This is a genomic window from Rhodococcus sp. MH15 (genome assembly GCF_019266045.1).
Classification (GTDB): domain Bacteria; phylum Actinomycetota; class Actinomycetes; order Mycobacteriales; family Mycobacteriaceae; genus Rhodococcus_F; species Rhodococcus_F qingshengii.
In genome coordinates this window covers 437,823-462,161 of the sequence record NZ_LPNP01000061.1, presented here as the reverse complement: position 1 = coordinate 462,161, position 24,339 = coordinate 437,823, and the positions used below count along the sequence as shown (strand labels likewise).

The 24,339-nt window shown below is 64.0% G+C and carries 19 protein-coding genes; 10 read left to right on the top strand and 9 right to left on the bottom strand.

Annotated features, from left to right (window positions below; all coding sequences use genetic code 11):
- Nucleotides 1-15: 15 nt before the first annotated feature.
- Nucleotides 16-681, bottom strand: coding sequence for an SIMPL domain-containing protein (locus tag ATN37_RS10080; protein ID WP_050656624.1), 666 nt, complete (start codon nucleotides 679-681; stop codon nucleotides 16-18).
- Nucleotides 682-690: 9 nt separating this feature from the next.
- Nucleotides 691-2,517 carry a glutaminase A gene (gene glsA / locus ATN37_RS10075; protein WP_054188510.1) on the bottom strand — a complete coding sequence of 609 codons (1,827 nt, stop codon included), beginning with the start codon at nucleotides 2,515-2,517 and terminating at the stop codon, nucleotides 691-693.
- Between the two features lie 252 nt (nucleotides 2,518-2,769).
- Here glsA and dxs point away from each other — a divergent pair, with 252 nt between their 5' ends.
- Nucleotides 2,770-4,716 (top strand): 1-deoxy-D-xylulose-5-phosphate synthase, encoded by a 1,947-nt coding sequence (gene dxs / locus ATN37_RS10070; RefSeq protein WP_007732868.1) that lies wholly within the window; start codon nucleotides 2,770-2,772, stop codon nucleotides 4,714-4,716.
- Nucleotides 4,717-4,804: 88 nt separating this feature from the next.
- On the opposite strand, the gene ATN37_RS10065 is transcribed toward dxs, so the two are convergent.
- Both ATN37_RS10065 and ATN37_RS10060 read right to left on the bottom strand, forming a co-directional pair.
- Nucleotides 4,805-6,247 carry a sugar porter family MFS transporter gene (locus ATN37_RS10065; RefSeq protein ID WP_050656622.1) on the bottom strand — a complete coding sequence of 481 codons (1,443 nt, stop codon included), beginning with the start codon at nucleotides 6,245-6,247 and terminating at the stop codon, nucleotides 4,805-4,807.
- A 350-nt stretch (nucleotides 6,248-6,597) separates the two neighbouring features.
- Nucleotides 6,598-7,614 carry an iron-siderophore ABC transporter substrate-binding protein gene (locus tag ATN37_RS10060; RefSeq protein WP_054828247.1) on the bottom strand — a complete coding sequence of 339 codons (1,017 nt, stop codon included), beginning with the start codon at nucleotides 7,612-7,614 and terminating at the stop codon, nucleotides 6,598-6,600.
- Nucleotides 7,615-7,738: 124 nt separating this feature from the next.
- Here ATN37_RS10060 and ATN37_RS10055 point away from each other — a divergent pair, with 124 nt between their 5' ends.
- Both ATN37_RS10055 and ATN37_RS10050 read left to right on the top strand, forming a co-directional pair.
- Entirely contained in the window at nucleotides 7,739-8,290 is a 552-nt protein-coding gene (locus tag ATN37_RS10055) for a TetR/AcrR family transcriptional regulator (RefSeq protein ID WP_218695081.1), read from the top strand.
- A gap of 102 nt (nucleotides 8,291-8,392) precedes the next feature.
- Entirely contained in the window at nucleotides 8,393-9,964 is a 1,572-nt protein-coding gene (locus tag ATN37_RS10050) for a GMC oxidoreductase (RefSeq protein ID WP_081557794.1), read from the top strand.
- Nucleotides 9,965-10,030: 66 nt separating this feature from the next.
- Here the strand turns inward: ATN37_RS10050 and ATN37_RS10045 are convergent, their stop codons facing one another.
- The 5 genes from ATN37_RS10045 to ATN37_RS10025 form a co-directional block, all read right to left on the bottom strand.
- Nucleotides 10,031-12,136: a 3-hydroxyacyl-CoA dehydrogenase NAD-binding domain-containing protein gene (locus ATN37_RS10045; protein ID WP_007732875.1), complete on the bottom strand. Its 2,106-nt coding sequence runs from the start codon at nucleotides 12,134-12,136 to the stop codon at nucleotides 10,031-10,033.
- The gene (locus tag ATN37_RS10040; protein WP_003942598.1) at nucleotides 12,137-13,357 is read right to left on the bottom strand and encodes a thiolase family protein; all 1,221 of its coding nucleotides are present in this window, start codon (nucleotides 13,355-13,357) and stop codon (nucleotides 12,137-12,139) included.
- 161 nt (nucleotides 13,358-13,518) lie between these two features.
- The gene (locus tag ATN37_RS10035; RefSeq protein WP_081557795.1) at nucleotides 13,519-14,808 is read right to left on the bottom strand and encodes a ribonuclease D; all 1,290 of its coding nucleotides are present in this window, start codon (nucleotides 14,806-14,808) and stop codon (nucleotides 13,519-13,521) included.
- An 11-nt stretch (nucleotides 14,809-14,819) separates the two neighbouring features.
- Nucleotides 14,820-16,226, bottom strand: a complete 1,407-nt coding sequence (locus ATN37_RS10030) for a wax ester/triacylglycerol synthase family O-acyltransferase (protein WP_003942594.1) — start codon at nucleotides 16,224-16,226, stop codon at nucleotides 14,820-14,822.
- A 60-nt stretch (nucleotides 16,227-16,286) separates the two neighbouring features.
- A complete protein-coding gene (locus tag ATN37_RS10025; RefSeq protein ID WP_003942604.1) occupies nucleotides 16,287-16,877 on the bottom strand; it encodes a DUF3000 domain-containing protein in 591 nt (196 codons plus the stop codon).
- Nucleotides 16,878-17,045: 168 nt separating this feature from the next.
- Here ATN37_RS10025 and hemE point away from each other — a divergent pair, with 168 nt between their 5' ends.
- From hemE to ATN37_RS09990, 7 genes are all read left to right on the top strand, one after another.
- Nucleotides 17,046-18,143 (top strand): uroporphyrinogen decarboxylase, encoded by a 1,098-nt coding sequence (gene hemE / locus ATN37_RS10020; RefSeq protein WP_081557796.1) that lies wholly within the window; start codon nucleotides 17,046-17,048, stop codon nucleotides 18,141-18,143.
- Entirely contained in the window at nucleotides 18,140-19,501 is a 1,362-nt protein-coding gene (locus tag ATN37_RS10015) for a protoporphyrinogen oxidase (RefSeq protein WP_081557797.1), read from the top strand. Before hemE ends, ATN37_RS10015 begins: the two co-directional genes overlap by 4 nt.
- A gap of 4 nt (nucleotides 19,502-19,505) precedes the next feature.
- Nucleotides 19,506-20,201, top strand: coding sequence for a hydrogen peroxide-dependent heme synthase (hemQ, locus tag ATN37_RS10010; RefSeq protein ID WP_003942644.1), 696 nt, complete (start codon nucleotides 19,506-19,508; stop codon nucleotides 20,199-20,201).
- A 54-nt stretch (nucleotides 20,202-20,255) separates the two neighbouring features.
- Nucleotides 20,256-22,532, top strand: a complete 2,277-nt coding sequence (locus ATN37_RS10005; protein WP_081557798.1) for a molybdopterin guanine dinucleotide-containing S/N-oxide reductase — start codon at nucleotides 20,256-20,258, stop codon at nucleotides 22,530-22,532.
- Nucleotides 22,533-22,614: 82 nt separating this feature from the next.
- Nucleotides 22,615-23,088, top strand: a complete 474-nt coding sequence (locus tag ATN37_RS10000) for a YbaB/EbfC family nucleoid-associated protein (protein ID WP_223304570.1) — start codon at nucleotides 22,615-22,617, stop codon at nucleotides 23,086-23,088.
- Nucleotides 23,081-23,392 carry a hypothetical protein gene (locus ATN37_RS09995; RefSeq protein ID WP_003942588.1) on the top strand — a complete coding sequence of 104 codons (312 nt, stop codon included), beginning with the start codon at nucleotides 23,081-23,083 and terminating at the stop codon, nucleotides 23,390-23,392. The genes ATN37_RS10000 and ATN37_RS09995 overlap by 8 nt, the downstream gene beginning before the upstream one ends.
- On the top strand, nucleotides 23,392-24,312 hold the full coding sequence (locus ATN37_RS09990) for a hypothetical protein (protein ID WP_003942627.1): 921 nt from the start codon (nucleotides 23,392-23,394) through the stop codon (nucleotides 24,310-24,312). Before ATN37_RS09995 ends, ATN37_RS09990 begins: the two co-directional genes overlap by 1 nt.
- The last annotated feature ends 27 nt before the right edge of the window (nucleotides 24,313-24,339 follow it).

Sequence of the window (24,339 nt, the reverse complement as noted above, 5' to 3'; positions counted from 1 at the left end):
TCTGAATTACTGTTGTCACGCCATAGCCCATCGAACGCGGACCGAGATCGATTCTTCGATCTCTCCGCGTTCGACGGCTATCGGGGCCGAATCCGCTTTCATCGCCGCGACACGTCCGCGCATCGGCACGATCTGGTCGAAGTCCTCGAGCACCTCGAGGACTTCGACCAGATCTTTGTCTGCCAGGTCTGCGAACTGTCTGGCCTTCGATTCGGCTGCCGTCCAGGCCAATTCGCGTGCTCTTGTCGCCAGATCGCTGCGGTCGTCGAGATCGAACTCCAGTCCGTCGAGCCGAATCGCGTCGCCACCCACCGATACACATGCCGCGATGACGGCAGCGGGGGAGTTCGCCGCTTCCGGCTCCAGCTCTCGCAGTACGACTCGGAAAGTTGTCGATGCCGTGAATCCTGTTGTCTCCTGGCGGCCTCCGTCGCTCCAGTGAGTCTGCGGATGGACGCTCAGCCCGGCGGTGGTGAGGTCCGCTCCGCGCACACCGCGCGCGTGCAGGGTCTCGGTCAGGGCAGTGGACAGACGCGCGACGGCGTCGAACGCGTCGGAAACGGCCGTCTGTGTCACCGATACTCCGATCGTCAATCGCACGATGTCGGGAACAGCTGTTGCAGTGGCGGTTCCGGTCACCGTGACAGTGGACGGCTCCGAGGTGAAGGCGGTGGTGGGCACGTGTGGTTCCTATCCGATTCGTCCGGCGGATATGACACTCCGCAACATCAGGTCCAATTGCTCGTAGGCGCCCGCCGCCAGTCGTTCGAGAAGCGCAAGTTTCAACTCGGGTGCCTGCGCGGTCAGTTCTGCATATCGCTCCGGAGTCAGGACGGCCACGGTGACCGTGGAATCGGCGCGGATGTCGTTGAGGAACGGAGTGTCGAGGAACATCGTCATCTCGCCGAACGTCATTCCGGCGGAGAGCGTCGTGATGCGGTGCTCGACCCCGTGCGCGTCGGTGAACATGGTGCTGACCTGGCCGCTGAGAATCAGATAGAACCCCGAGGCCGCTTCGCCTCGGCGGGCGATCTTCTCGCCGCGGGCATAGGTTCGCGTCTCCAGTTCTGCGGAGAATCCCTCGATCTGCGCCGCGGACAGAGCATCGAGAACTGGGTGGTCCTCGATCGAGATCGTCGACGCCTGCCGATCGGCCTCACAATGCACCGCAAGCAGCGTGTCTTCGCACCACTGCATGGCGGAATCGAGATCGGCAAAAACCCGACCACTTCGTCTGGCGGGGTCGATGCTCGAACTTCGTTGTCCCAGCAGTCCTTGCGGATCGACGACGGCCACAGCACAAGCCTGCTCGGCCAGTTGAACCTGCAGCGCGGTGATCATGCGTACTGCGACGTCGCTGGCGTCGTCGACGCGGCGGACGTCGATGACGACAACTTCGAGGCCCTCGTCCACCGAGCCGATTTCGCGGACCGCCGATTCGGCACCGGTGAAGAGGAGATCGCCGTGCAGTTCGTAGACCCGGCTGCGCTTGCCGACGTCGTCGAGCACGGCTTGTTCGGTCGGGGTGCGTCGTACTCGCGACGGTGCTTCGATGACGCTGTATCTGGCCCGGATCGACGAGCGTGACGCCCGCGTCACGTGGAGGAAGTGCAGTTCGAGTTCCTTCGACAGTGCCCGGGCAGACGCAACTCCGCGAACACTGTTGCCGTGAACGTCGAGCCTGGGGGAGTACACGGCGATCCCGATCTGGCCCGGCAGAACCGCCAGCACTCCGCCGCCGACACCGCTCTTGGCCGGCAATCCGACCTCTACCAGCCACTTGCCGGCGCCGTCGTACATCCCGCAGGTTGCCATGACACTGAGGACCTGTTCGACGCCTGCGGGTGCCAGCGCACGCTCGTGGGTGAGCGGATTGACGCCGTTGTTCGCCATCGTCGCAGCCATCAGACTCAGATCACGGCAGGTCACGTCGATCGAACACTGACGGAAGTACAGGTCGACGGCCTCGTCGGGATTGCCGGTGATGACGTCGAAGGATCGCAGCATGTGGCCGATCGCACGGTTGCGGTGACCGGTGCGGGCCTCGGAGGTGTAGACGGCTTCGTTGAAGGTCAGCTCGCGGCCTGCGTATCGCGAGTACGCCGAGCGGATGCGCTCGAAGCGGGCCTCGGGATTCGGTCCGGCAACCAGTGATGCAGCGGTGATCGCCCCGGCATTGATCATGGGGTTTCGTGGCCGTTCGGTGAGCGGGTCGAGGCTGATTTCGTTGAACGGCTCGCCGGATGGTTCGACGTCGATTTTCGCGGCAACCGCCTCGCTTCCTCGATCGGCGAGAGCCAAGGCGTAGGTGAAGGGCTTCGAGATCGACTGAATGGTGAACGGGATTCGCGAGTCACCGATCTCGTAGACGTAACCGTCTACGGTGGCGATGCAGATTCCGAACGAATCGGGGGCGACCGCCGCGAGTTCGGGGATGTAGTCGGCCAACTCGCCTTCGTCGAGTGATCGGACTTCGTCGAACACTCGCGTTATCAGGTCGTCGACCACAGTTCCCATACGTCGACCTTAAGCTGACATGGCGGTCGTTTTGTGGAAGAAGAGTTGCCGAGTCGATCGCGACGGATCCCATTTGTCTGTGATTGCGATCACGAGCGATCCGCGGGATTTCGCTGTTACGCGAAGTCACACCGGAATCGGGCCGAGTCCGCGTGTCGGTTCGCCGGAACGCTCCGTAGACTGGCAGCACTGTCGCGAAGACAGCCGCGGCGCGCACCGGTGCAGCTGTGAAGCACGGAGGGAGCGATCTCGTTGGGTGTTCTTGCCCGCATTCAGGGTCCTGACGATCTACGTCAGTTGAGCCACGCCGAGATGACGGAGTTGGCCGACGAGATTCGTGAGTTCCTCGTGCTGAAGGTCGCTGCGACCGGTGGTCACCTCGGGCCCAACTTGGGCGTCGTGGAGTTGACCCTCGCACTGCACCGAATTTTCGACTCGCCGCAGGACGCGATCATCTTCGACACGGGCCATCAGGCCTACGTACACAAGATCCTCACCGGTCGTCAGGATCAGTTCGACACTCTGCGTAAGCAGGGCGGACTGTCCGGGTATCCGTGCCGCGCCGAGAGCGAACACGACTGGGTCGAGTCCTCTCACGCTTCCGCCGCGCTGTCCTATGCCGACGGCCTCGCGAAGGCCTTCGCGCTGACGGGTCAGAATCGCCACGTAGTTGCCGTCGTCGGTGACGGTGCGCTGACCGGCGGAATGTGTTGGGAAGCTCTCAACAACATCGCGGCAGGCAAGGACCGTTCGGTGGTGATCGTCGTCAACGACAACGGCCGCTCCTACGCACCGACCATCGGCGGACTCGCCGACCATCTTTCGGCACTGCGAACCGCACCGAGTTACGAGCGCGCCCTCGACAGTGGCCGACGCATGGTCAAGAGACTGCCCTGGGTGGGGCGCACCGCGTACTCCGTCCTGCACGGAATGAAGGCGGGTCTCAAAGACGCGGTCAGCCCTCAGGTCATGTTCACCGATCTCGGTATCAAATACCTCGGACCGGTGGACGGACACGACGAAGCCGCCATGGAATCGGCATTGCGCCGGGCGAAGGCCTACGGCGGACCGGTCATCGTGCATGCCGTCACTCGAAAGGGCAACGGTTACGCACACGCCGAGAACGACGTGGCCGACCAGATGCATGCCACCGGTGTCATCGATCCCGTCACCGGTCGCGGCACCAAGTCGTCCGCGCCGGACTGGACGTCGGTCTTCTCGGCCGCGTTGATCGAGCAGGCTTCGCGTCGTGAGGACATCGTCGCCATCACCGCGGCGATGGCCGGGCCCACCGGCCTCGCGGCCTTCGGTGAGAAGTTCCCCGATCGGATCTTCGACGTCGGTATCGCCGAGCAGCATGCGATGACCTCGGCCGCCGGTCTTGCACTTGGCGGACTTCACCCCGTCGTTGCTATCTACTCGACCTTCCTCAATCGGGCTTTCGACCAGTTGTTGATGGACGTCGCTCTGCTCAAGCAACCGGTGACAGTCGTGCTCGACCGCGCCGGGGTCACCGGAGTCGACGGCGCCAGCCACAACGGCGTCTGGGATCTTTCGCTGCTCGGAATCATCCCGGGGATCCGCGTCGCGGCACCGCGTGACGCCGACACGCTGCGGGAAGAACTGGACGAGGCGCTTCTCGTCGACGACGGCCCAACCGTCGTTCGTTTCCCGAAGGGCGCTGTACCCGAAGCGATTCCGGCCGTGAAGCGACTCGACGGAATGGTCGACGTTCTCAAGTCCAGCGAGGGTGAGCGCGGCGACGTGCTCCTCGTCGCGGTGGGCCCGTTTGCATCCCTGGCACTCGAGATTGCCGAGCGGCTCGACAAGCAGGGCATCTCGGTTGCCGTCGTCGATCCGCGGTGGGTTCTGCCGGTCGCGGATTCCCTGGTGAAGATGGCGGACAAGTACGCCCTCGTGGTCACCATCGAAGACGGTGGTCTGCACGGCGGCATCGGTTCGACGGTCTCGGCGGCGATGCGGGCAGCCGGAGTGCACACGTCGTGCCGCGACATGGGCGTTCCCCAGCAGTTCCTCGATCACGCCAGCCGCGAGGCCATCCACAAGGAACTCGGACTCACGGCTCAGGACCTCTCCCGCAAGATCACCGGCTGGGTGGCGGGCATGGGCAGCGTCGGTGTCCACGTCCAGGAAGACGCGTCCTCGGCGTCGGCTCAGGGCGAAGTCGCGCAAGGCTGACGGCTCGTCTCACGATAATCTCGAAAAGCGGTGGCCCTCGGATCAATCCGAGGGCCACCGCTTTTCGGTGTGACACCGTGAGATCTCGTTACTGGACGGATTCGAGTGTGCTGCCTCGCGTTTCCTTCACGAATCGCAGGACGACGAACAGCGACAACACTGCCATGACGGCGTAGCCGGCGTAGGTGTACGACAGATTCCAATCGGCCAGTGCCGGGAACGTCCAGGAGACCAGGAAGTTCGCGACCCAGTTGGTGGCGGTCGCAATTCCTACTGCTGCAGCACGCACGCGGTTGGGGAACATCTCGGAGATCAACACCCAGACCACCGGGCCCCAGGACAGAGCGAAGAAGAATACGAATGCGTTCGCACCGATAAGTGCGATAGTCGCGTTCGCTCCGGTCAGCGTGGCCACAGATTCGCCGATCTCGTTCTTGGTCACTGTTGCCGAATGGAAACAGAACGCCGCGGTGCCCAGTGAGATGGCCATACCGGCGGAACCGACCAACAACAGCGGCTTTCGACCGACCCGGTCGATGACGGCGATGGCGACAAATGTACCGACGATGTTGACCAAGGCGCTCACGACGCTGATCAGCAGGGATCGGTCGGCGCCGAATCCGACCGCCTGCCAGAGGGTGCTCGAGTAGTAGAAGATCACGTTGATACCGACGAACTGCTGCAATGCGGCGAGTGCAATACCGACCCACACCAGATGGGAGACCCCGAGCCGCTTCGAGAAGAGTTGGCGGACTGTGGTCTTGGCTTGCTTCTCCGTCAGAGATTCGCGGATCTCGTTCATGCGTTCGGTGACGGCGTCGTGATCTCCACCTTCGAGATCGGAGATGATCTTGCGAGCACGATCGTCCTTGCCCTGCGCCACGAGGAACCGTGGAGATTCGGGAATCGTGGTTGTCATGATCAGGTACAGGACTGCGGGAACCGCCTCGAGCATCAGCATCCACTGCCAGGCTTCGAGGCCTGCGATCTGATTGCGATCACCACCGGCCGCGGCCTGGAGGGCGTAATTGACCAACTGCGACACGGCGATTCCGAGAACGATCGCCAGTTGGTACATAGAGCCGAGACGTCCGCGAATCGCGGCGGGGGAGATCTCCGCGATGTAGGCCGGGGCGATGACTGACGCGAAACCCACTGCCAGGCCGCCGACCACGCGCCAGAACGTGAGGTCGTAGACGCTGAACGGAATTGCGGAGCCTACGGCGCCGATGATGAACAACACCGCGGCTATCTGCATGACGCGGATGCGGCCGAGTCGGTCGGCGAGTGTGCCTGCGATCCAGGCGCCGAGTGCTGCGCCGAGCAGAGTCAGTGAGACCGTGAGCCCGGTGCCCGAGGCGCCGATGTCGTACTTGTCTCGGATCGCACCGACCGCCCCGTTGATGACGGCGGTGTCGTATCCGAACAGAAAACCGCCGAGCGCGGCGGCGCCGGCGAAGAGCACTGCATGTCCGACGTCGGCGCGAGTAGCGCCTGATCCTCCGCCGGAGGCGGTTCCGCTGAATGCCATTCCTGCCCCCTCAAAGGCCCTACGGTCGACACCCCGATGCGCCGATCCATCCGCGAGCACTCTGCACGCTACGCCCACCGGGGCAGATTTGGCGGGGACTCACGCGCCGTTACCCAGCTGAGTCCATTCCCGCAGCGAATCAGCTTGACACAGTAATGTCGTATTGATTGCAGTTAGTATGCAAACAATATGGTAAGTGCAGGTGAGGGCGCTTTACTCGCCCGAGCGGCGCTCGGCTTTTGCTGCAATGTCTTCGAGATCCTTCGCCATGAATTTCCGGGTCACCCGCCTCTCCGGCGAGCCGTTCGATACGGATCACGCCGGAGAGGGTTGTCGGGAAAATCTCGTTTCTAGGCGGAGGCGCGCTTTGCGGCTTCGCTCAACGTCGGTGTGATCTGGCCGAGGACCCACGGCGTGCTCAGGACGTTGACGTTGCTCAGTCCGCCGATGACCCGGGTGTCGCTAAGGAATGCGGTGGATCCACGCTTGACCGCGCCGAGTCCACCGACTGCGGGTATGCCGGACGGATCACCGGAGCCGTCGGTGAAGCCGACGATCACATCGGCGTCGATGTCGGCGATGTTCTCGTAGGAGATCGTCTTGAAGAACGATCCACCTGCATTGTCCGCGGCTAGCTTCTCGACGCCCGGCGCGTTGACGAATCCGAGTTCGGTCAGCACCTGGACCCGCGGATCAGTGGGCAGATAGACGTTGATGTTGCTCGAATCGGTGTCGAAGTTGACCACTGCCAATGTCTTTCCGGCGAACTCCGGGTGGGCTGTGGCGGTATCGGCGAGAGTCGCGTCGAGGCCGTCGACGAGCTTGTCGGCCTCTTCGCTCTTGCCGACTGCCTTGCCGACGATGCGGGTCTGGTCCTGCCAGGATGTCTGCCAGGCCGCGCCGGGGTAGGCGGCCGTCGGTGCGATCTTGCTCAGTTGGTTGTAGACGGATTCCTCGAAGCCCTCGTACGGCGCGAGGATGACGTCGGGGGTCAACGACGCGATGGACTCGATCGGCGGTTCTCCGCTGGCCGGCATGTCGAAGAGCGTTGTCTTGTCCGCGTCGAAGTAGTCCTGCGCCCAGGGCATGACGCCGTTGTCGTCCGCGCCGTAGGTGTACTTGGGCTGTCCGACCGGAGTCAGATCGAGTGCGTACAGGATGTCCTGCGCGTTCCATCCGAGGGTGACGAGGCGCTCGGGCTTCGAGTCGATGGTCGTGGTGCCGAAGGTGTTCTCGATGCTGACGGGGAATCCGCCCGTACCTTGGGATGGCGTGGATGTGCCTGAATCCGAGGAGCACGAGACAAGTGCGGTGACCGCGATTGCGGCCGCACCGAGGGCAGTGAAGCCCCGAACAGAAGTTTTCATAAAGGGTAGCCTAACCTACTGAATTTCGGCAGCCAAACGAAACCGATTGTGCCGTTTATGCAGGTGGGAGTCGGATCTGGACCGCGTTTCTCAGTGCACCGTTTCAGTGGGCAATACTTTCCTCGTGCGATCACAGCAGAAGATTCTCGGCGCCGCCCTCGGACTGATCGAAGGTGGCGGATTCGAGGCTGTGAACATTGCCGCAGTTGCCACCGCGGCCGGTGTCTCGCGCCAGACGGTGTACTCGATTTTCGGCACACGTGAAGAGGTCGTCTCTCAGGCGATGGGCGGTCTCGCTGTCGAGGTCCTCGGGGAGATCACGGCACAGGTGGAGTCGGTCGATACGGTGTGTGACTACGTCGTCGAATTCATCGTTGCCGCGCGAACTGCCGTGCGTGCTCACCCGGTGCTCGCGACTCTGCTCCTCGCCGAGCGGGGAAACCCTGTCTTCGATCTCGAAATGATGAGTCGAGCAATACCTTTCGCTGGTCAGATGCTCACCCCTATGGTCGAACGTGGCCTCGCCACGGAGGCGGAGTTGGATGAGATAGTGGAAATCGCCGTGCGACTGGGGCTTTCGGTTGTTGCATTCGACAGTGACCTCGTACATTCCGACGACTCCTTGCGGGCCTTTCTCTCGAGGTGGCTCGGGCCCGCAATCCGGTCGACCTCGTAGTTCCTTGCCTGCTCCGCCAAAACCTTGACACTCGAGCGTCAGAGTGTCTAGTTTTGGCGTGCCCGGAATTCTCTGGCGACATTCTTCGAGGGAGCACCAGTCATGTCCGGAGTGAAACGTAGATCGTTCTTGGCCGGTACGGCCGCCGTGGGAGTCGCGATGATGGCGCCACGCACGGCCAGGGCTGCAACAGGGATTCCGCTGACACGTGAAGTGCACCGTGTCGTGGTTATCGGATCGGGGTTCGGCGGCGGGGTGACGGCACTTCGCCTGGCCGAGGCGGGGGTTCCGGTCACTTTGCTGGAGAGAGGGATTCGGTGGCAGACCGGGCCGAATGCCGAAACTTTCCCGCACCCCGCCAGCCCGGACAAGCGCATCCTCTGGCATCAGTCCAACCCGACTCTGTTCGGCAGGCCGGCGATCTTCGAGCCATACGCGGGTTTGTTGGAGACGGTGACCGGTGAGAACATGACCGCGATCTGCGCAGCCGGTGTGGGCGGCGGATCGCTTGTGTACCAAGGGATGACGCTGCAACCGGAAGAAGCGGTCTTCAACACGCACTTTCCGGAGGAGCTCGATTACGCACGAATGGGCCGCGTCCATTACCCGCGGGTGGCGCGGATGCTGCAAGTGGAAACTGCACCAGACGAACTGATTTCCAGCCCGAACTACGAGGCGGCACGTGTATTCGCGCGTAACGCAGCGCGTTCCGGTCTACCCGTGTCGAAGATTCCGATGCCGATCGACTGGAACTTCGCGTTGGCCGAATTGAGGGGTGAGATGAAGCCGTCTTACACCAACGGTGACGGCGCGCTCGGTGTCAACAACGGTGGCAAGCATTCGGTGGATGTCACCTACATTGCGGCTGCGGAAGCGACCGGATTGGTGAATGTGGAGACTCTGCACCAGGTCACCGATGTCGAGCGGGCCGCCGACGGACGGTGGCGCGTGTACGTGGACCGGACCGACATTTCCGGCAAGATTCTCGAGAACAAGATCTTGACGACGGATGCGCTCGTGATGGCTGCAGGCAGCATGAACACCACCAAACTCCTGGTCCGCGCCGCGGCAACGGGGCGGATCAGGGATCTACCGGACGAGCTCGGCGCAGGGTGGGGGACCAATGCCGATCGGATCTACATCTGGTCGGATCTCGCCGAGAACTTCGGTGCGACGCAGGGCGGGCCGGTCGTCTACGGCAGCCGGAACTGGGACGACCCGCATAATGCGTTCACCGTCATTCAGGCGTCGTTCCCGCCCGTTGCGTTCGACGCTCACAGCACGGTGATGGTCGGATTCGGTGTGAGCGGCGACCGAGGTCGGTTCGTGTACGACTCGGCGCGGGGTGAGGCGGTGCTCCGTTGGCCGAAGGACGGGGATTCGGCGATCCAGCAAGGCCACATCGGGCCGGCCGCCCAGCGGATCGCGGCAGGAGGACTGCTCACCGACACGAACGCGATACTGCCCTCCACGTGGCATCCCCTCGGCGGTGCCTGCATGAACTCGGTGTGCGATCTTGATGGGCGGGTTCTGGGCCAGCGGGGGTTGTACGTGCTCGACGGCGCTCTGCTGCCGGGAAACTCCGCTGCGTGCAATCCGTCGATGACCATCGCCGCCGTCGCGGAGCGTGCGCTCGAGAACATCGTGAAAGACGATGTGGGAACACTATTCTGAACCTGCGCAAACGCCACGGACGGCGTACCCGAAGGCACGCCGTCCGTGACGGGTCGATCGACTGACTCAGACGCTGGCAACACCAGGCGCGAGGAAGCGCTTGCCGTTGACAGCCTCGGAGGTACCGGTGCGGTCCAGGTACGGCGTGATGCCGCCGTTCCAGAATCCGAATCCTCCGCCGAGCAGCAGGCAGAGGTCGATGTCCTCGGCTGCCGCTACGACGCCCTCGTCGAGCATGATCTGAATTTCCTCGGCAAATGCACGACGTGTGCGCTCGAGGACCTCTTCCGAGGTGGACACCTTGTCACCCTGCGGCCACAGTGCGGCGACCTCGGGGTCGACGGCCTGACCGTTCTCGCCCCAGGTCCACACGCCGGGCTTGCGGGCCTCGACGAGTGCTTCGAGTCCGGGTGAGCTCTTGAACCGGTCCGGGTACGACTCCTGCAGGGTCTCCCCGGTGTGCAGTGCCACTGCGGGTCCGACTAGGGCCAGCAAGGTGAACGGCGACATGGGCATGCCGAGTTCGGCGATGGCATTGTCTGCGACGTCGAAGGGGGTGCCTTCGTCGACGGCGGACATGACCTCACCCAAGGTGCGGGTGACGAGGCGGTTGAAGACGAAGCCGGCCTTGTCGCCGCAGAGGACGGCGGACTTCTTCAGCGACTTCGCGGTGGCGAAAGCCGTTGCCAGAGTGGCATCATCGGTTTTGCTGCCCTTGATGATCTCGAGGAGGGGAAGAACGGCCACCGGGTTGAAGAAGTGGAAGCCGACCACACGCTCGGGATGTTCGAGGCCGGACGCCATCTCCGTGATGGAGAGCGAAGACGTGTTGGTGGCGAGGATGGTTTCGGGGGCGATGAACTGCTCGAGTTCCGCGAAGACCTTCTTCTTGACGTCCATGTTCTCGAAGACGGCTTCGATGACGAAGTCGGTCTTGGCGAACGCGGCCTTGTCGAGGGAGCCGGAGACGAGCGCCTTGAGGCGGTTCGCAGCGTCGGGGGACAGGCGTCCCTTGCCCTGGAGCTTCTCGATCTCGGTGTGGACGTAGCCGACACCCTTGTCGATGCGTTCCTGGTCGATGTCGGTCAGGATGACCGGCACCTTGAGCTGGCGGACGAAGAGCAGCGCGAGCTGGCTGGCCATGAGGCCGGCGCCGACGATGCCGACGCCGCTGACCTTACGAGCGAGCGAGCGGTCGGGTGCTCCGGCGGGACGCTTGGCGCGCTTGTTCACCAGATCGAAGGCGTACAGACCCGCGCGGAGTTCGTCCGTCAGGAGGAGGTCGGCAAGAGCCTCGTCCTCGGCCGCGAAGCCCTTGTCGAGCGAGGCGGCATCGGTGATGTCGGTGCTGCGAGCCAGTTCGAGCAACTCGACGGCCTTGACGGCGCCGGGAGCGTTGCCCTTGGTCTTGCCGTCGACGATCGCCTTCGCACGAGCGATCGCGTCGTCCCAGCCCTGGCCACGATCGATCTCGGGGCGAGCGGGGGTCACTGTGCCGGCGAGGACCTGCGACGCCCAGGCGAGGGACTGCTCGATGAAGTCGGCGGAATCGAGAACGACGTCGACGACGCCGAGTTCGAGTGCCTTCTTGGGGGAGAGCACCTTGTTCTGGTTCAGCGAGTTCTCGATAACCACGGTGACGGCGTTCGACGGGCCGACGAGGTTGGGGAGCAACTGCGTTCCGCCCCAACCGGGGACCAGACCGAGGAATGCTTCCGGAAGACCCAGTGCGCCCGCATTGGCGGCAACCGTGCGGTAGTGGCTGTGCAGTCCGACCTCGAGGCCGCCGCCCAGAGCGACACCGTTGATGAAGGCGAACGTGGGAACGGACGACTCACGCAGGCGTCGGAACACCTTGTGACCCAAGCGGCCCAGCTCGAGTCCCTGCTCACGAGAGGTGATCGCGGGAACACCCTTGAGATCCGCGCCGGCGGCGAAGATGAACGGCTTGCCGGTGACGGCGATGGCAACCGGGTTGGCGGCAAAGGCTTCGTCGAGGGCGGCGTCGAATGCTGCGAGTCCGCCGGGACCGAAGGACGACGGCTTGGTGTGGTCGAAGCCGTTGTCGAGGGTGATCAGTGCAAAAGGGCCCTCGATGCCGGGGACCGAGATGATCTTCGTGTAGGCGTTCGTCACGACCTCGTCGGCGAATGCTGTTGCAATATCAGACATTTAGTTGACTCCTGCCTGGTAGTCAGCGTGGTTCGGGTTCTCCCAGATGACGGTGCCGCCCATGCCGAGGCCGATGCACATGGTGGTCAAGCCGTAGCGCACGTCGGGACGCGTCGCGAACTGGCGGGAGAGCTGCGTCATCAGGCGAACGCCCGAGGAAGCGAGGGGGTGGCCACACGCGATGGCGCCGCCCCACTGGTTGACGCGCGGGTCGTCGTCGGCGATTCCGTAGTGCTCGAGGAACGCGAGGACCTGAACGGCGAACGCCTCGTTGATCTCGAAGAGTCCGATGTCCTCGATCTTGAGGCCGGTGCGTGCCAGCAGCTTCTCAGTGGCGGGAACCGGGCCGATGCCCATGACGGCGGGGTCGACGCCCTGGTAGGCGAAGCCCACCATGCGCATGCCGACCGGCAGGCCGAGCTCGGCTGCGGTGTCCTCACCGGCGAGCAGTGCTGCGGTGGCACCGTCGTTGAGTCCGGCTGCGTTACCGGCGGTGATGCGTCCGGCCGGTCGGAACGGCGTCTTGAGCTTCGCGAGATCTTCGACGGTGGTTCCGGGGCGCGGCGGCTCGTCTTCGGTGGCCAGACCCCAGCCCGCGGAACTGCGGGTGGCGACGGGGACCAGGGTGTCGGCGATGAAGCCGGCCTTCTTGGCAGCGTCGTACTTGTTCTGGCTGTTGACGGCGTAGGCGTCCGTGCGGTCCTTGGTGATGGTCGGGAACCGGTCGTGCAGGTTCTCGGCGGTGTTACCCATCACGAGGGCGCTCGGGTCGACCAGGCGGTCGGCGAGGAAACGCGGGTTGGGGTCTGCGCCCTCACCCATCGGGTGGTGACCCATGTGCTCGACGCCACCGGCGATCACGACGTCGTACTGGCCGAAGCCGATGCCCGACGCGGTCGTGGTGACGGCGGTCATCGCGCCGGCACACATGCGGTCGATGGCGAATCCTGGAACGGTTTCGGGGAGACCGGCGAGGATCGCAGCGGTGCGGCCGATGGTCAGGCCCTGGTCACCGGTCTGCGTGGTGGCTGCGACAGCAACTTCGTCGATCCGTGCGGGATCGAGCTGCGGGTTACGGCGAAGCAGCTCACGAATCGCCTTGACGACGAGATCGTCTGCGCGCGTGTCGGCGTACATGCCTTTCGGGCCGGCCTTGCCGAACGGGGTGCGAATGCCGTCGACGAAGACGACGTTGCGTTGGTTGTTTGTGGATGGAGCCACGCGAATTCCTCCTGATGGAGCTGCCCACCGCACCGAAGGGCGGTGAGACGTTGGTTCGGCGATCACGGCCAGGCGTCCGGCCTCGTGTCAAGCGTACTACTGCCCATTACTGACCGGTAACTTAACGTGCCGAATTGCTCCAACCTCACACCGGGGTCAGGTCAGGATTCCGGCTCTTCCACTTCGGGCTCGGCCGGGACCACGGAGTTCAGTGCCTCGGCGAGGACGGGAACGGTCAAAGTGCGTTGCCAGCCACGTGCGCCACCGGAAGTGAGCTTGGTCTCGATCGCACTCTCGACTTCGGCGATGTCCGAGTCGGGTTCCAGTTTCCAGTCCCAGCACAGGCGCCTGACCAGGTCGGGTTGGAGCAAATTCTCCACGGGCACCGAAACCTCTTTGCTCAGGTCCGACAGTGCTGCGCGCGCCGCGGTCAACCGATCAGCCGCCGCTGGATCCTGGCGGGCCCAGCGACCGGCAGCGGGCGGCCCGACGATGGGCGGGGTTTTCGGCGGAAGCTCGCTGTCGGGGAGCCTGCGCGCGGCTTCCAGTGCATCCATCCAGATACGCGAATACCGGCGTTGACGTGGTCCGCCGAAGACGGGAAGCGAGCGGAGCGCATCCAGCGACCGAGGATCTTTGAGAGCGGCATCGATGATCGCGGAGTCAGGAAGAACCCGACTCGGAGACACGTCGCGCTTGCGTGCGAGATCCTCGCGCGCCTGCCACAGCGCCCGTACCGCCGCCAACTGACGGGTGGTCTTGAGTGAGGTGATGTGCGACGTACGACGCCAGCGGTCCGGTTTGGGCTTGGGCGGGCCGGCCAGACGGATGTACTCGAACTCTTCCTTCGCCCACTCGAGCTTGCCTTGGGATTCGAGTTCGGCTTCCATTGCGTCGCGCAGTTCGAGAAGCACTTCGACGTCGAGGGCGGCGTAGTTCAACCAGGCGTCCGGCAGCGGACGTGTCGACCAGTCCGCAGCCCCGTGACCCTTGCGAAGTTCCACTCGCAGGGTTCGTTCCACGATCGCGGCGAGTCCGACTCGCTCGAACCCGGCCAGTCGTCCGGCCAGTTCGGTGTCGAACAGCTCGGCCGGCGTCAGGCCCAGTTCGGCGAGGCCGGGGAGATCCTGATCGGCAGAGTGCAGCACCCATTGCAACGGGTTGATCACCTCGGCCAACGGCTGCAGGTCTTGCGCTGTCGGAATCGGGTCGAGCAGGAACGATCCTGCTCCTTCGCGTCGAAGCTGGATCAGGTACGCCCGTGCCGAATAGCGGAATCCGGATGCGCGCTCGGCGTCCACGGCGAGCGGGCCGTGGCCGGAGGCCAGCGCGGCCGCGGCGTCGGTGACACCGGCGGCAGTGGTGATGACGTCCGGAACTCCGTCACGCGGAACGAGCAGCGGAACTACGTCGGAGGTGGGCTCGGTTGCATCATCGGTGACTTCGGACATGGTCACTGACTCTACGTCGCAGTCGGGGCCGGGGTTGTCACCTCAGCGTCGAACAGTTCGTCGAGTGCGGCTCCGAAACCTTGCGCGAGCTGGTCCAATTCGGGTGCCAGATCGGAGCAACTGACGATGCCGACGTCGAGTTTTCCGTCGAGAGACATCACCGTCACGTTGAGACCTGCTCCGTGAAAGATCGGGCCGAGCGGGAACATTCCCTTGATCTGGGCACCGAGGAAGTAGAGCGGGACCGGCGGTCCAGGCACATTCGACACGACCAGGTTGGACACGACGGGGTGACGCTCGGCGAGTTTGAGCGACGAGTACACGCGCATGGCGGCGCCGAACACCGCCGGCGAAGCGAACTGCGACCAGTCCTGGAGCATGTTCGCGCCCAGAGCCTCGTTGTGGTTCTTCGAGGTGGCGTTGTAATCGCTGATCGCGTGCAGGCGTTCGACCGGATCGGCGATCTGGGTGCCGAGTTGCGTGAACATGCCCGAGATCTGGTTCGTGCCCGGACGATCGGATTTGCCGTGGACCGACACCGGCACCATGGCGACGAGGGAGTCCTCCGGCAGCTCGTCCCGGTCCTCCAGATACTTACGCAGTGCCCCGGCGCAGAGCGCGAGAACCACGTCGTTGACCTTGACGCCGTGACGGTCCTTGACGGCTTTGACCTTCGCGAGATCGAGTTGGCTGAACGCGACGTTGCGGTGACCGGTGATCGCGCCGTTGAACGAGGTCCGCGGCGCGGTGAACGGAGCAGGCATCGCTTCACCCTTTCGCGCACGCGTCACCCACTTCGGGAGCATGGCGATTCCGCCGGGGACCAGACGGGCAATTCTTGCGGGTCGGGCGATGACGGCCATGAGTCCGCCGATGGCGATGTCCAGCGTTCCCGCGTCGCCCGCACCCTGTGCGGTGGGATCCACGAGCGCCGGTGAATCCGGTTCGAGACTGCACAGCTGAGCCAGGATGTTCGCGCCGGTGACACCGTCGGCAGCGCTGTGATGGATCTTCGACATGACGGCGATCTGTCCGTCGGCAAGTCCCTCGATCACCCACATCTCCCACAGCGGTCGGGAACGATCCAGCGGTTGGCTCGCGATGTGTCCGGCGAGCTCTGCCAGTTCCGCGTGTGTGCCGGGAGCAGGTACCGCGGTCCGGTGGCAGTGCCGCTCGATGTCGAAATCGTGATCGTCGACCCACACGGGGTAGTCGAGATTGAGACGGGAATCTTTGAGTTTGCGCCGGAACGTCGGCATGGTGGCCATTCGCGAGTCCAACTCGCGAAGCAGCTTCCGGTAGTCGTAGCCGCCCGGGATGGTCGTGGGGTCGAGCAGGACAAGTCCACAAACGTGCAATAGCTGGGTCGGTGTTTCCAAGTAGAGGAAGGTCGCGTCGAGTCCGCTGAGACGTTGCATGACTTATTCTAGAACAGGTTCTAGTATTTTTCCGGGGGAATGCTCAAACGAGTGACAGAGTTAGTCGTTCTGCCGCGACAGCGTGGTTATCCCGGCAGGCGGAAGCCCCGCCGCGTACGCGAGAACCTCGCAGAAAGCCTCGACGTGGTGAGCCAATTCGGACGAAGTTGCAGTCCAGGACGCTCGCAACTCCAGTTGATGGGCTCGCGGAGGTCCGGCGATGTCGCCGTACCGCACGGAAGTTGTAGCTGTGACCGTACCGCCCAGGGCCACAAAAGGTTCCGGTCCGGCCTCCAAAGCGTCCACCAGCCAACTCCAGGCTACTTCGGGAAGTAGTGGATCCGCGGCGACGGCTTCGTCGAGATCGGCCTGGATGTACGCCACCAACCGCATGGTGCCGTTCCACGCCTCGTCGCCGTCCGGATCGAACAACAGGATCAGGCGGCCGAAAGCGTCACCTTCGGACTGCTCGGCCACGACGTCGGAGTCCGGGTGGAGAACCTCGGCCCCCACCGCGTGGCTGTACGGAGCGAGGCGCTGCGGCGGGCGGATGGGACCGACCTCTATCTCGGGCCGAACCCGCGCAGCGGTCATCGCCTCCACGGCGGCACGGAACTCGGCCGGGTCGGCTGTCGATCCGGATGTCGTCACAGGTCAGGACGTTAGTCGGGGATGCGGGCGGGGAGGTGGAGGCGCGCCGACCGAGTGTGGCTCGGGTGTGTGGCCGCTCACGAACCGCTCGGGTGTCCGATCCCGAGTGTGGGACGTGGCAGCATTGAGTCGATCGAAGACACACGTTGGCGGAGAGCGCGAGGACTGATGAGCGGGTTGGACAACATGAATTCAGGCATTACCGGGTCGGCGGAATACAGCGCTCGGCGAGTCTTGCCCGACGCACCGTTGCTTGCCGCGGCGACCGGACGCACTCCGAGTCGACGGCCGGTGTGGTTCATGCGTCAGGCCGGGCGTTCGTTGCCGGAGTACCGCGAGATCCGCGCCGGGATCGGCATGTTGGAATCTTGTTTCGATCCGGCGCTGGTCTGTGAGATCACGATGCAGCCGGTGCGCCGTCACGACGTGGACGCGGCAATCCTGTTCTCGGACATCGTCGTTCCACTCAAAGCCGCGGGAATCGATCTCGACATCGTTGCCGGCGTCGGACCGGTGGTCGCCAATCCGATTCGCTCCATCGCCGACGTTGCAGCACTTCCGCGACTGGTCCCCGAAGAGGTAGGCGCAATCGCGCAGGCCGTTCGGCTTCTCACTACCGAGTTGGGCTCCACGCCGCTGATCGGCTTTGCCGGAGCGCCGTTCACTCTGGCGTCGTATCTGGTCGAGGGTGGTCCGAGCCGGAACCACGAGAAGACCAAAGCGCTCATGCACTCCGATTCGAAGACCTGGCACGCGTTGCTCGGAAGTTTGGCCGACACCACGATCTGCTTCCTGCAGGCGCAGCTCAAGGCGGGCGTCGACGCGGTCCAGCTGTTCGACTCGTGGGCCGGCGCGCTCTCGCTGGCCGATTACCGGGAATTTGTTCTCCCGCATTCCGAGCGAGTGTTCGCCGAGGTTGCCGCTGCCGGCGTCCCGCGTATCCACTTCGGTGTCGGCACCGGTGAACTTCTCGGCGCGATGGGGGAGGCAGGCGCCGACGTCGTGGGTGTCGACTGGCGGATTCCGCTCGACGTCGCGGCTGGTCGTGTCGGTCCGGGTAAGGCGCTGCAGGGCAATCTCGATCCCGCCGTACTGTTCGCGGGCCCCGAGGTGATCGATCGTGAGGTGCGCCGGATCGCCGCCGAAGGGGACCGCGCGATCGAGGCCGGTGCCATCGGCCACATCTTCAACCTCGGCCACGGAGTTCTTCCCGACACCGATCCCACGGCGATCACCTCGGCGGTGGAGCTGGTGCACTCGCTGTGACAACGACTCGGCCGTCGGTCGCGGTGATCGGAGGCGGAATCTCCGGTCTGGTTGCCGCGTACCGGCTTCGGCGCAGTCTGGGCTCCGAAGCGGACATCACGATCGTCGACGACTCACCGCGGCTGGGCGGGAAGCTGCGAACGATTGATCTGGGCGGTGGCCCGATCGACATCGGTGCCGAGGCTTTCATCGCCCGTCGGCCGGAAGTTCCTGCGCTTCTCGCCGAGCTGGGACTGACCGATCAGATCGTCTACCCCGCGGGCCTGAGTCCGTTGATCTGGTCTCAGGGCTCACTGAATCGGTTGCCGACCGGAACCCTGATGGGAATCCCGGCTTCGGCGGAGTCGGTTCGAGATCTTGTCGACGAGCAGACCCTGGCGCGCATAGCGGCCGAGGCCGGCGTCCCGCTGGAGTGGACCCGCGGTTCCGATTGCAGTGTTGCCGAACTGGTTTCGCAGCGATTCGGTGATCAGGTGGTCAGCCGATCGGTGGATCCGCTTCTCGGTGGGGTGTACTCGGGGCTGGCGGAGACCATCGGCGTGCGTGCAGCTTTGCCGACACTCGCTGCGGCCCTCGATGCGGGCTCTCGGAGCCTCACGGATGCAGTCGCAGCCGCATTGCCGACGCCTGCACCGGGGCCGGTGTTCGGAGCGCTCAGAGACGGGTACGGCATCCTGCTCGATGCGCTGCAGCAGGCCGCCGACGCGACCTTCGTCCGCGGCGAGGCTTCTGGGTTGCGCAGCGACGGGGCTGGTTGGAACGTCGATCCGCTCGGAAGCGTCGACGCGGTGATTCTGGCCGTCCCGGCGCCGCGCGCAGCGGCGCTGTTGGCCGGAGTCGATGCGGATGTTGCGAGTACCGTCGCTCGGATCGAACTGGCGTCGTCCGCGGTGGTGGCGCTCCGGTTGTCCGGGCAGGTCGAACTTCCGCAGAATTCAGGGATCCTGGTAGCCACCGACGCCGACCTGACCGCCAAGGCGTTCACGCTGTCGAGTCGAAAGTGGACACACCTCGCTGATCGCGGTGAGCACCTCGTTCGGGTGTCGTTCGGTCGATTCGGTGCATCGGAGATCGTCGACCGGTCGGATGGCGAGTTGATCGACTTCGCGCGCGCCGATCTCGAGACCGTGACCGGAATCACCGAGGAGCCAGGCGCGACCTTCGTACAGCGGTGGCACGGAGGTCTTCCCCAATACGCCCCAGGTCACACGGAAATCGTGGCTGAAATCGAGTCCGGGATGACGCAGTTCGACGGCCTCGCCCTGGCCGGGTCGTGGCTGCACGGCGTCGGGGTTCCGGCGTGTGTCGCAGTCGGCACGACGGCGGCTACACGGATATTCGAGCGAGTGGCACGATAGACCCATGGCACGCCTTGATTTCGACAAACTGAACTCTGAAATCCGTTACCTCATGTTCTCCGTGTTCCAGGTGGAACCCGGTGTGCTGGGCGATGATCGGGAAGCTGCGGTCAAGGACGCCCGCTTGTTCTTCGAGGGTCTCGAAGACAAGGGCGTCGTGGTTCGCGGGATCTACGACGTCGCCGGCCTGCGCGCCGACGCGGACTTCATGATCTGGACCCACGCGGCCACCATCGAGGAACTGCAGGCCGCGTACGCGGATTTCCGTCGCACCACCGTCCTCGGACAGGCCAGTGCTCCCATCTGGAGCAACTCGGCGGTGCACCGCCCCGCGGAGTTCAACAAGAGCCACGTGCCCTCGTTCATCGCGGGTGAGGATCCGGGCGACTACATCTGCGTCTACCCGTTCGTCCGCTCGTACGAGTGGTACCTGCTCCCCGACGAGGAGCGTCGCAAGATGCTCGCCGATCACGGTATGGCTGCTCGTTCGTACAAGGACGTTCGCGCCAACACGGTCCCGGCCTTCGCCCTGGGGGACTACGAGTGGATTCTCGCGTTCGAAGCACCCGAGCTCATTCGTATCGTCGATCTGATGCGCGATCTACGTGCCACCGAAGCTCGCTTGCACGTTCGCGAAGAGGTGCCGTTCTTCACCGGCCCGCGCGTGGACATCGAGAAGCTGGTCCTTTCCCTTCCCTGATCTGCTTCGAAAGTAGTTCCTGTGACAACTGCACCGAACCGGCGTCGTCAACACATGTCCCATTGGGGAATGTTCACCGCCGAATCGGTCGCCGGCGAGGTGACCGCCGTGCATCCGTACGAGGGTGATGCGAATCCTTCGCCGATGCTCGGGAACCTCGCCGGTTCGGTGCGCAGTCGGGCTCGTGTTTCGGGCCCGGCGGTGCGTCGGGGTTGGCTCGAGAACGGGCCGGGTCCCAGCGACCGACGTGGAGCCGACGAATTCGTCTCGGTCTCCTGGGACGAACTGACCGAACTCCTCTCGCGTGAACTACGTCGCGTGGTCGACGCGCACGGAAACAAGGCGATCTTCGGCGGCTCGTACGGCTGGGCCAGCGCCGGCCGATTCCATCACGCGCAGAGCCAAGTTCACCGATTTCTGAATCAGCTGGGTGGATACACCAAGTCAGTTCACAGCTACTCGCTCGGTGCCACCGGTGTCATCATGCCGCGTGTGGTCGGAACGCACTGGAAGTTGTTCGCGCGCTCCACGTCGTGGGACGTCATCGCGAAGCACTCCGAACTCCTCGTCTCGTTCGGAGGAGTGCCGATCAAGAACACCGGAGTCAATGCCGGTGGTACGAGCGATCATCCGACGCGCGGGGCGCTCGACGCGTTTCGTGCCCGCGGCGGAAAGATCGTCTCCTTCAGTCCGTTGCGTGACGACGTCGAGGGTGACTGTGAGTGGATCGCACCCGTTCCGGGAACCGACGTTGCAATCATGCTTGCCCTGGCCTTTGTCCTGGCGTCGGAGGACCTGCACGATCGCGATTTCCTGGGCCGTTTCTGCGTCGGTTACGAACGCTTCGAGGATTACCTGCTCGGACGTTCCGACGGTGTACCGAAGGATCCGCGCTGGGCGCAGAAGATCTCCGGTGTGTCGGCGGAGTTCATCACCGACCTGGCTCGGAGAATGGCGTCTGGCCGGACGCTGGTGACCGTCACGTGGTCGTTGCAACGCATCAAACACGGTGAACAGGCACCGTGGATGGGCGTGACACTCGCAGCGATGCTCGGCCAATTCGGGCTTCCGGGTGGAGGTTTCGGGCACGGCTACGGTTCGATGAACGAGCCGGGTCTGGCTCCGGTGCCGTATCCCTTGCCGACCTTCTCGCAAGGTGTGAATCCGGTGTCGGATTTCATTCCGGTAGCCGCGATTTCCGACCTGCTGCTTTCGCCCGGGGAGGAGTTCGATTACGACGGCCGACGCTTGACCTATCCCGACATCCGGTTGGTCTATTGGGCCGGTGGCAATCCGTTTCACCACCATCAGGATCTCCCGAGGCTGCGACGGGCATTTGCGCGTCCGGACACGATCGTCGTTCACGATCCGTACTGGACGCCGATGGCCCGCAACGCCGACATCGTTGTCCCGTCGACCACCTCGCTCGAACGAAATGACCTGAGCTGCACTCGAAACGACCCGCTTCTGGTCGCGATGCAGCAGGTCGTTCCACCTTTCGAGAACTCGCGTGACGACTACGACACGTTTGCCGCTCTCGCTTCTGCGCTCGGATTCGGGGAACAGTTCACCGAGGGGCGATCCTCACAGGAGTGGATCGAGCATCTCTACGGTCAATGGCGGCCGTTCGTCGATGCAGACGGCGGCAACACACCGACGTTCGAGGACTTCTGGGCAGAAGGGCACTACCGGATGCGAACCGAAGACAACCTCGTGCTCTTCGGTGACTTCCGTGAGAATCCCGAGAAATATCCGCTCTCGACTCCGAGTGGGAAGATCGAGATCTTCTCCGAGACCATCGAGTCCTTCGGCTACGACGACTGCGCCGGCCATCCGCGCTGGTACGAGCCCGACGAGTGGCTGGGTGGACCGCGAGCCTCGCAATTCCCGCTTCACTTGATCGCCAATCAGCCCAAGACGCGTCTGCACAGCCAACTCGATCACGGCGCTGCGAGCCAGGCGTCGAAGATTCAGGGACGCGAGCCGATTCGTATGCACCCCGATGCAGCGGCCGCGCGCGGCGTCTCGGCAGGAGACGTGGTGCGGGTGTTCAACGATCGCGGAGCGTGCCTTGCTGGTGTGATCGTCGACTCGGACTTGCGGAGCGACGTCGTCCAACTTTCCACCGGTGCCTGGTACGACCCGCTCGATCCTGCCGATCCCGACTCTCTGTGCGTGCACGGCAATCCCAACGTTCTGACACCGGACATCGGTACGTCGTCACTCTCGCACGGGTGCACCGGCCAGCACGTTCTGGTGCAGATCGAGAAATTCGACGGGGCCCTGCCGCCGGTCAAGGCGTTCGATCCGCCCGTGCTTCGTTCACGCTGACGGAACCGATCGGCCACCTCTCGCGTCGAACCTCGTGAGCGCCTGAATCAGGTGTCACGATCTATCGAAGGTGGGGGCCATCGTGAGTGCAGCGGATGTTGGTTCGATGCGGGGGCAAGTCGAAGTACTTCGGGCTCAGATCGATTCGATGCAGCACGTTCTGTTGGAGCGGACTCGATCGCTGGCGGACTTGCAGGAGAGGATCGCTCGAGCGACGGCGAGCGCGCGTTCGAGTGACGGCAGCGTGGAAATCGTCGTCGACGCCTCGGGGGCGGTGGTGGGAGTCGATCTCTCGGGGAGTTCTTACGCCAAGCATTCGCCGGCAGCGTTGGGGAATCTGATCCTGGCTACGGCCGCGTCTGCGGCAGAAGACATACGCCGACAGGTTGCCGAGATGACGAAGCCGCTCACGGAGGCGGCCGGAATCGACTTGCCGGACCTGGTTCCGGGCGTGCTCGGATTGCGCGAGATTCTCGAACCTCGTCCGAGCTCCACACCGGCTTCCTGCGACGAGAACTGGGACCGCACCGTTCTGAGGAGCTCCGGCAATGTCTGAGCTGGGCGTGAATGTGGCCGCGATGAAAAGTGCTGCACCAGCCTTCGCGGTGGTCGCTGCCGATCTCGACGAGGCGCGGAGCGCTCTCGACGCAGTGGTCGCCGCCGAAGAGGGTTGCTGGGGCACTGACCAGTTCGGATCCGCATTCTCAGGCGCATATGTTCCCGGTGCTGAGTCAGCAGTCGGTGGGATGACGCTGGTCGCGGGCGCGCTGCGCGAATTGACCGCCACGCTGATCGAGATCACCGATCGTTTCGAATCGATCGACACCTCGCTTGCCGACGACATGGCGGGTGGGCTCTGATGGGACTCGAGATTCCAGGCTGGTTACAGGCGGTTGCGTCGGTCGCGGTGGGCAGTGACTGGCCGCAAGGAGACGAAACGGCACTGTGGAGGTTGGGTGATGCCTGGTCAGGCGCGGCTGATCGGATCGAGGCTTCGGCCGCTGCCGGTGGTTACGGATTGCAGGCAGTACTGGCATCGATCGACGGTCGAGCCGGCGACTCGTTGTCTCGGTATTGGTCCGAGGCCGGGGGAGTTGCGGAGGTCTTCGAGCGGTTGTCCTCTGCCGCGGCCGAACTGGGTCAGTCATGCACCGATACCGGCACGGACATCGAGTACACCAAACTGTCGATCCTCGCGGCGCTGGGCGCACTGGCGCTCGAGATTGCCGCCATGGTGGCGGCTGCTGTCCCGACACTGGGTGTCAGTACCGCCGGGGTCGTGGCGGCTGAGGTCGCAACGACACTCACGGTCCGAATGTTGTTGCAGCAATTGTTGATACGAGTGATCGAGGCTGCGGCAGTGGAAGCTGCCGCTGCCGTCTTCTCCGGCCTCGCCATTCAACTCGGGCAGATGACGATGGATCATCGCCAGTCGATCGACGGTGGCAAGGTCGTGACCGAGGGGCGCGACGGTTTCATCAAGGGACTTGCGAACGGAGGGTTGAAGACGACGCCGGATCGTGTCGGCCCTGACCCGAACCCGCTCCCGACCGGTTCGAGAGTGCAGGAGATCGCGCGGGGCGCCTTCGACGACGCGGTGTCGGGAGCGTCCGCTGCGATCGTGACGAAGGAAGTCACGGGCGGCGACGCCTCGTTGACTGACATCACTTCCGGCGCGATCGGTGGCGGGATCGGTTCCGTCAAAGACGGACTTGTCGCTCGCAACGAGGACCTGAATGCGGCCGGTCTGAGCCCGACTGCGCTGAACTGGGACTTCTGAGTGGAAAGTCTCGAATCGTGGGCTACC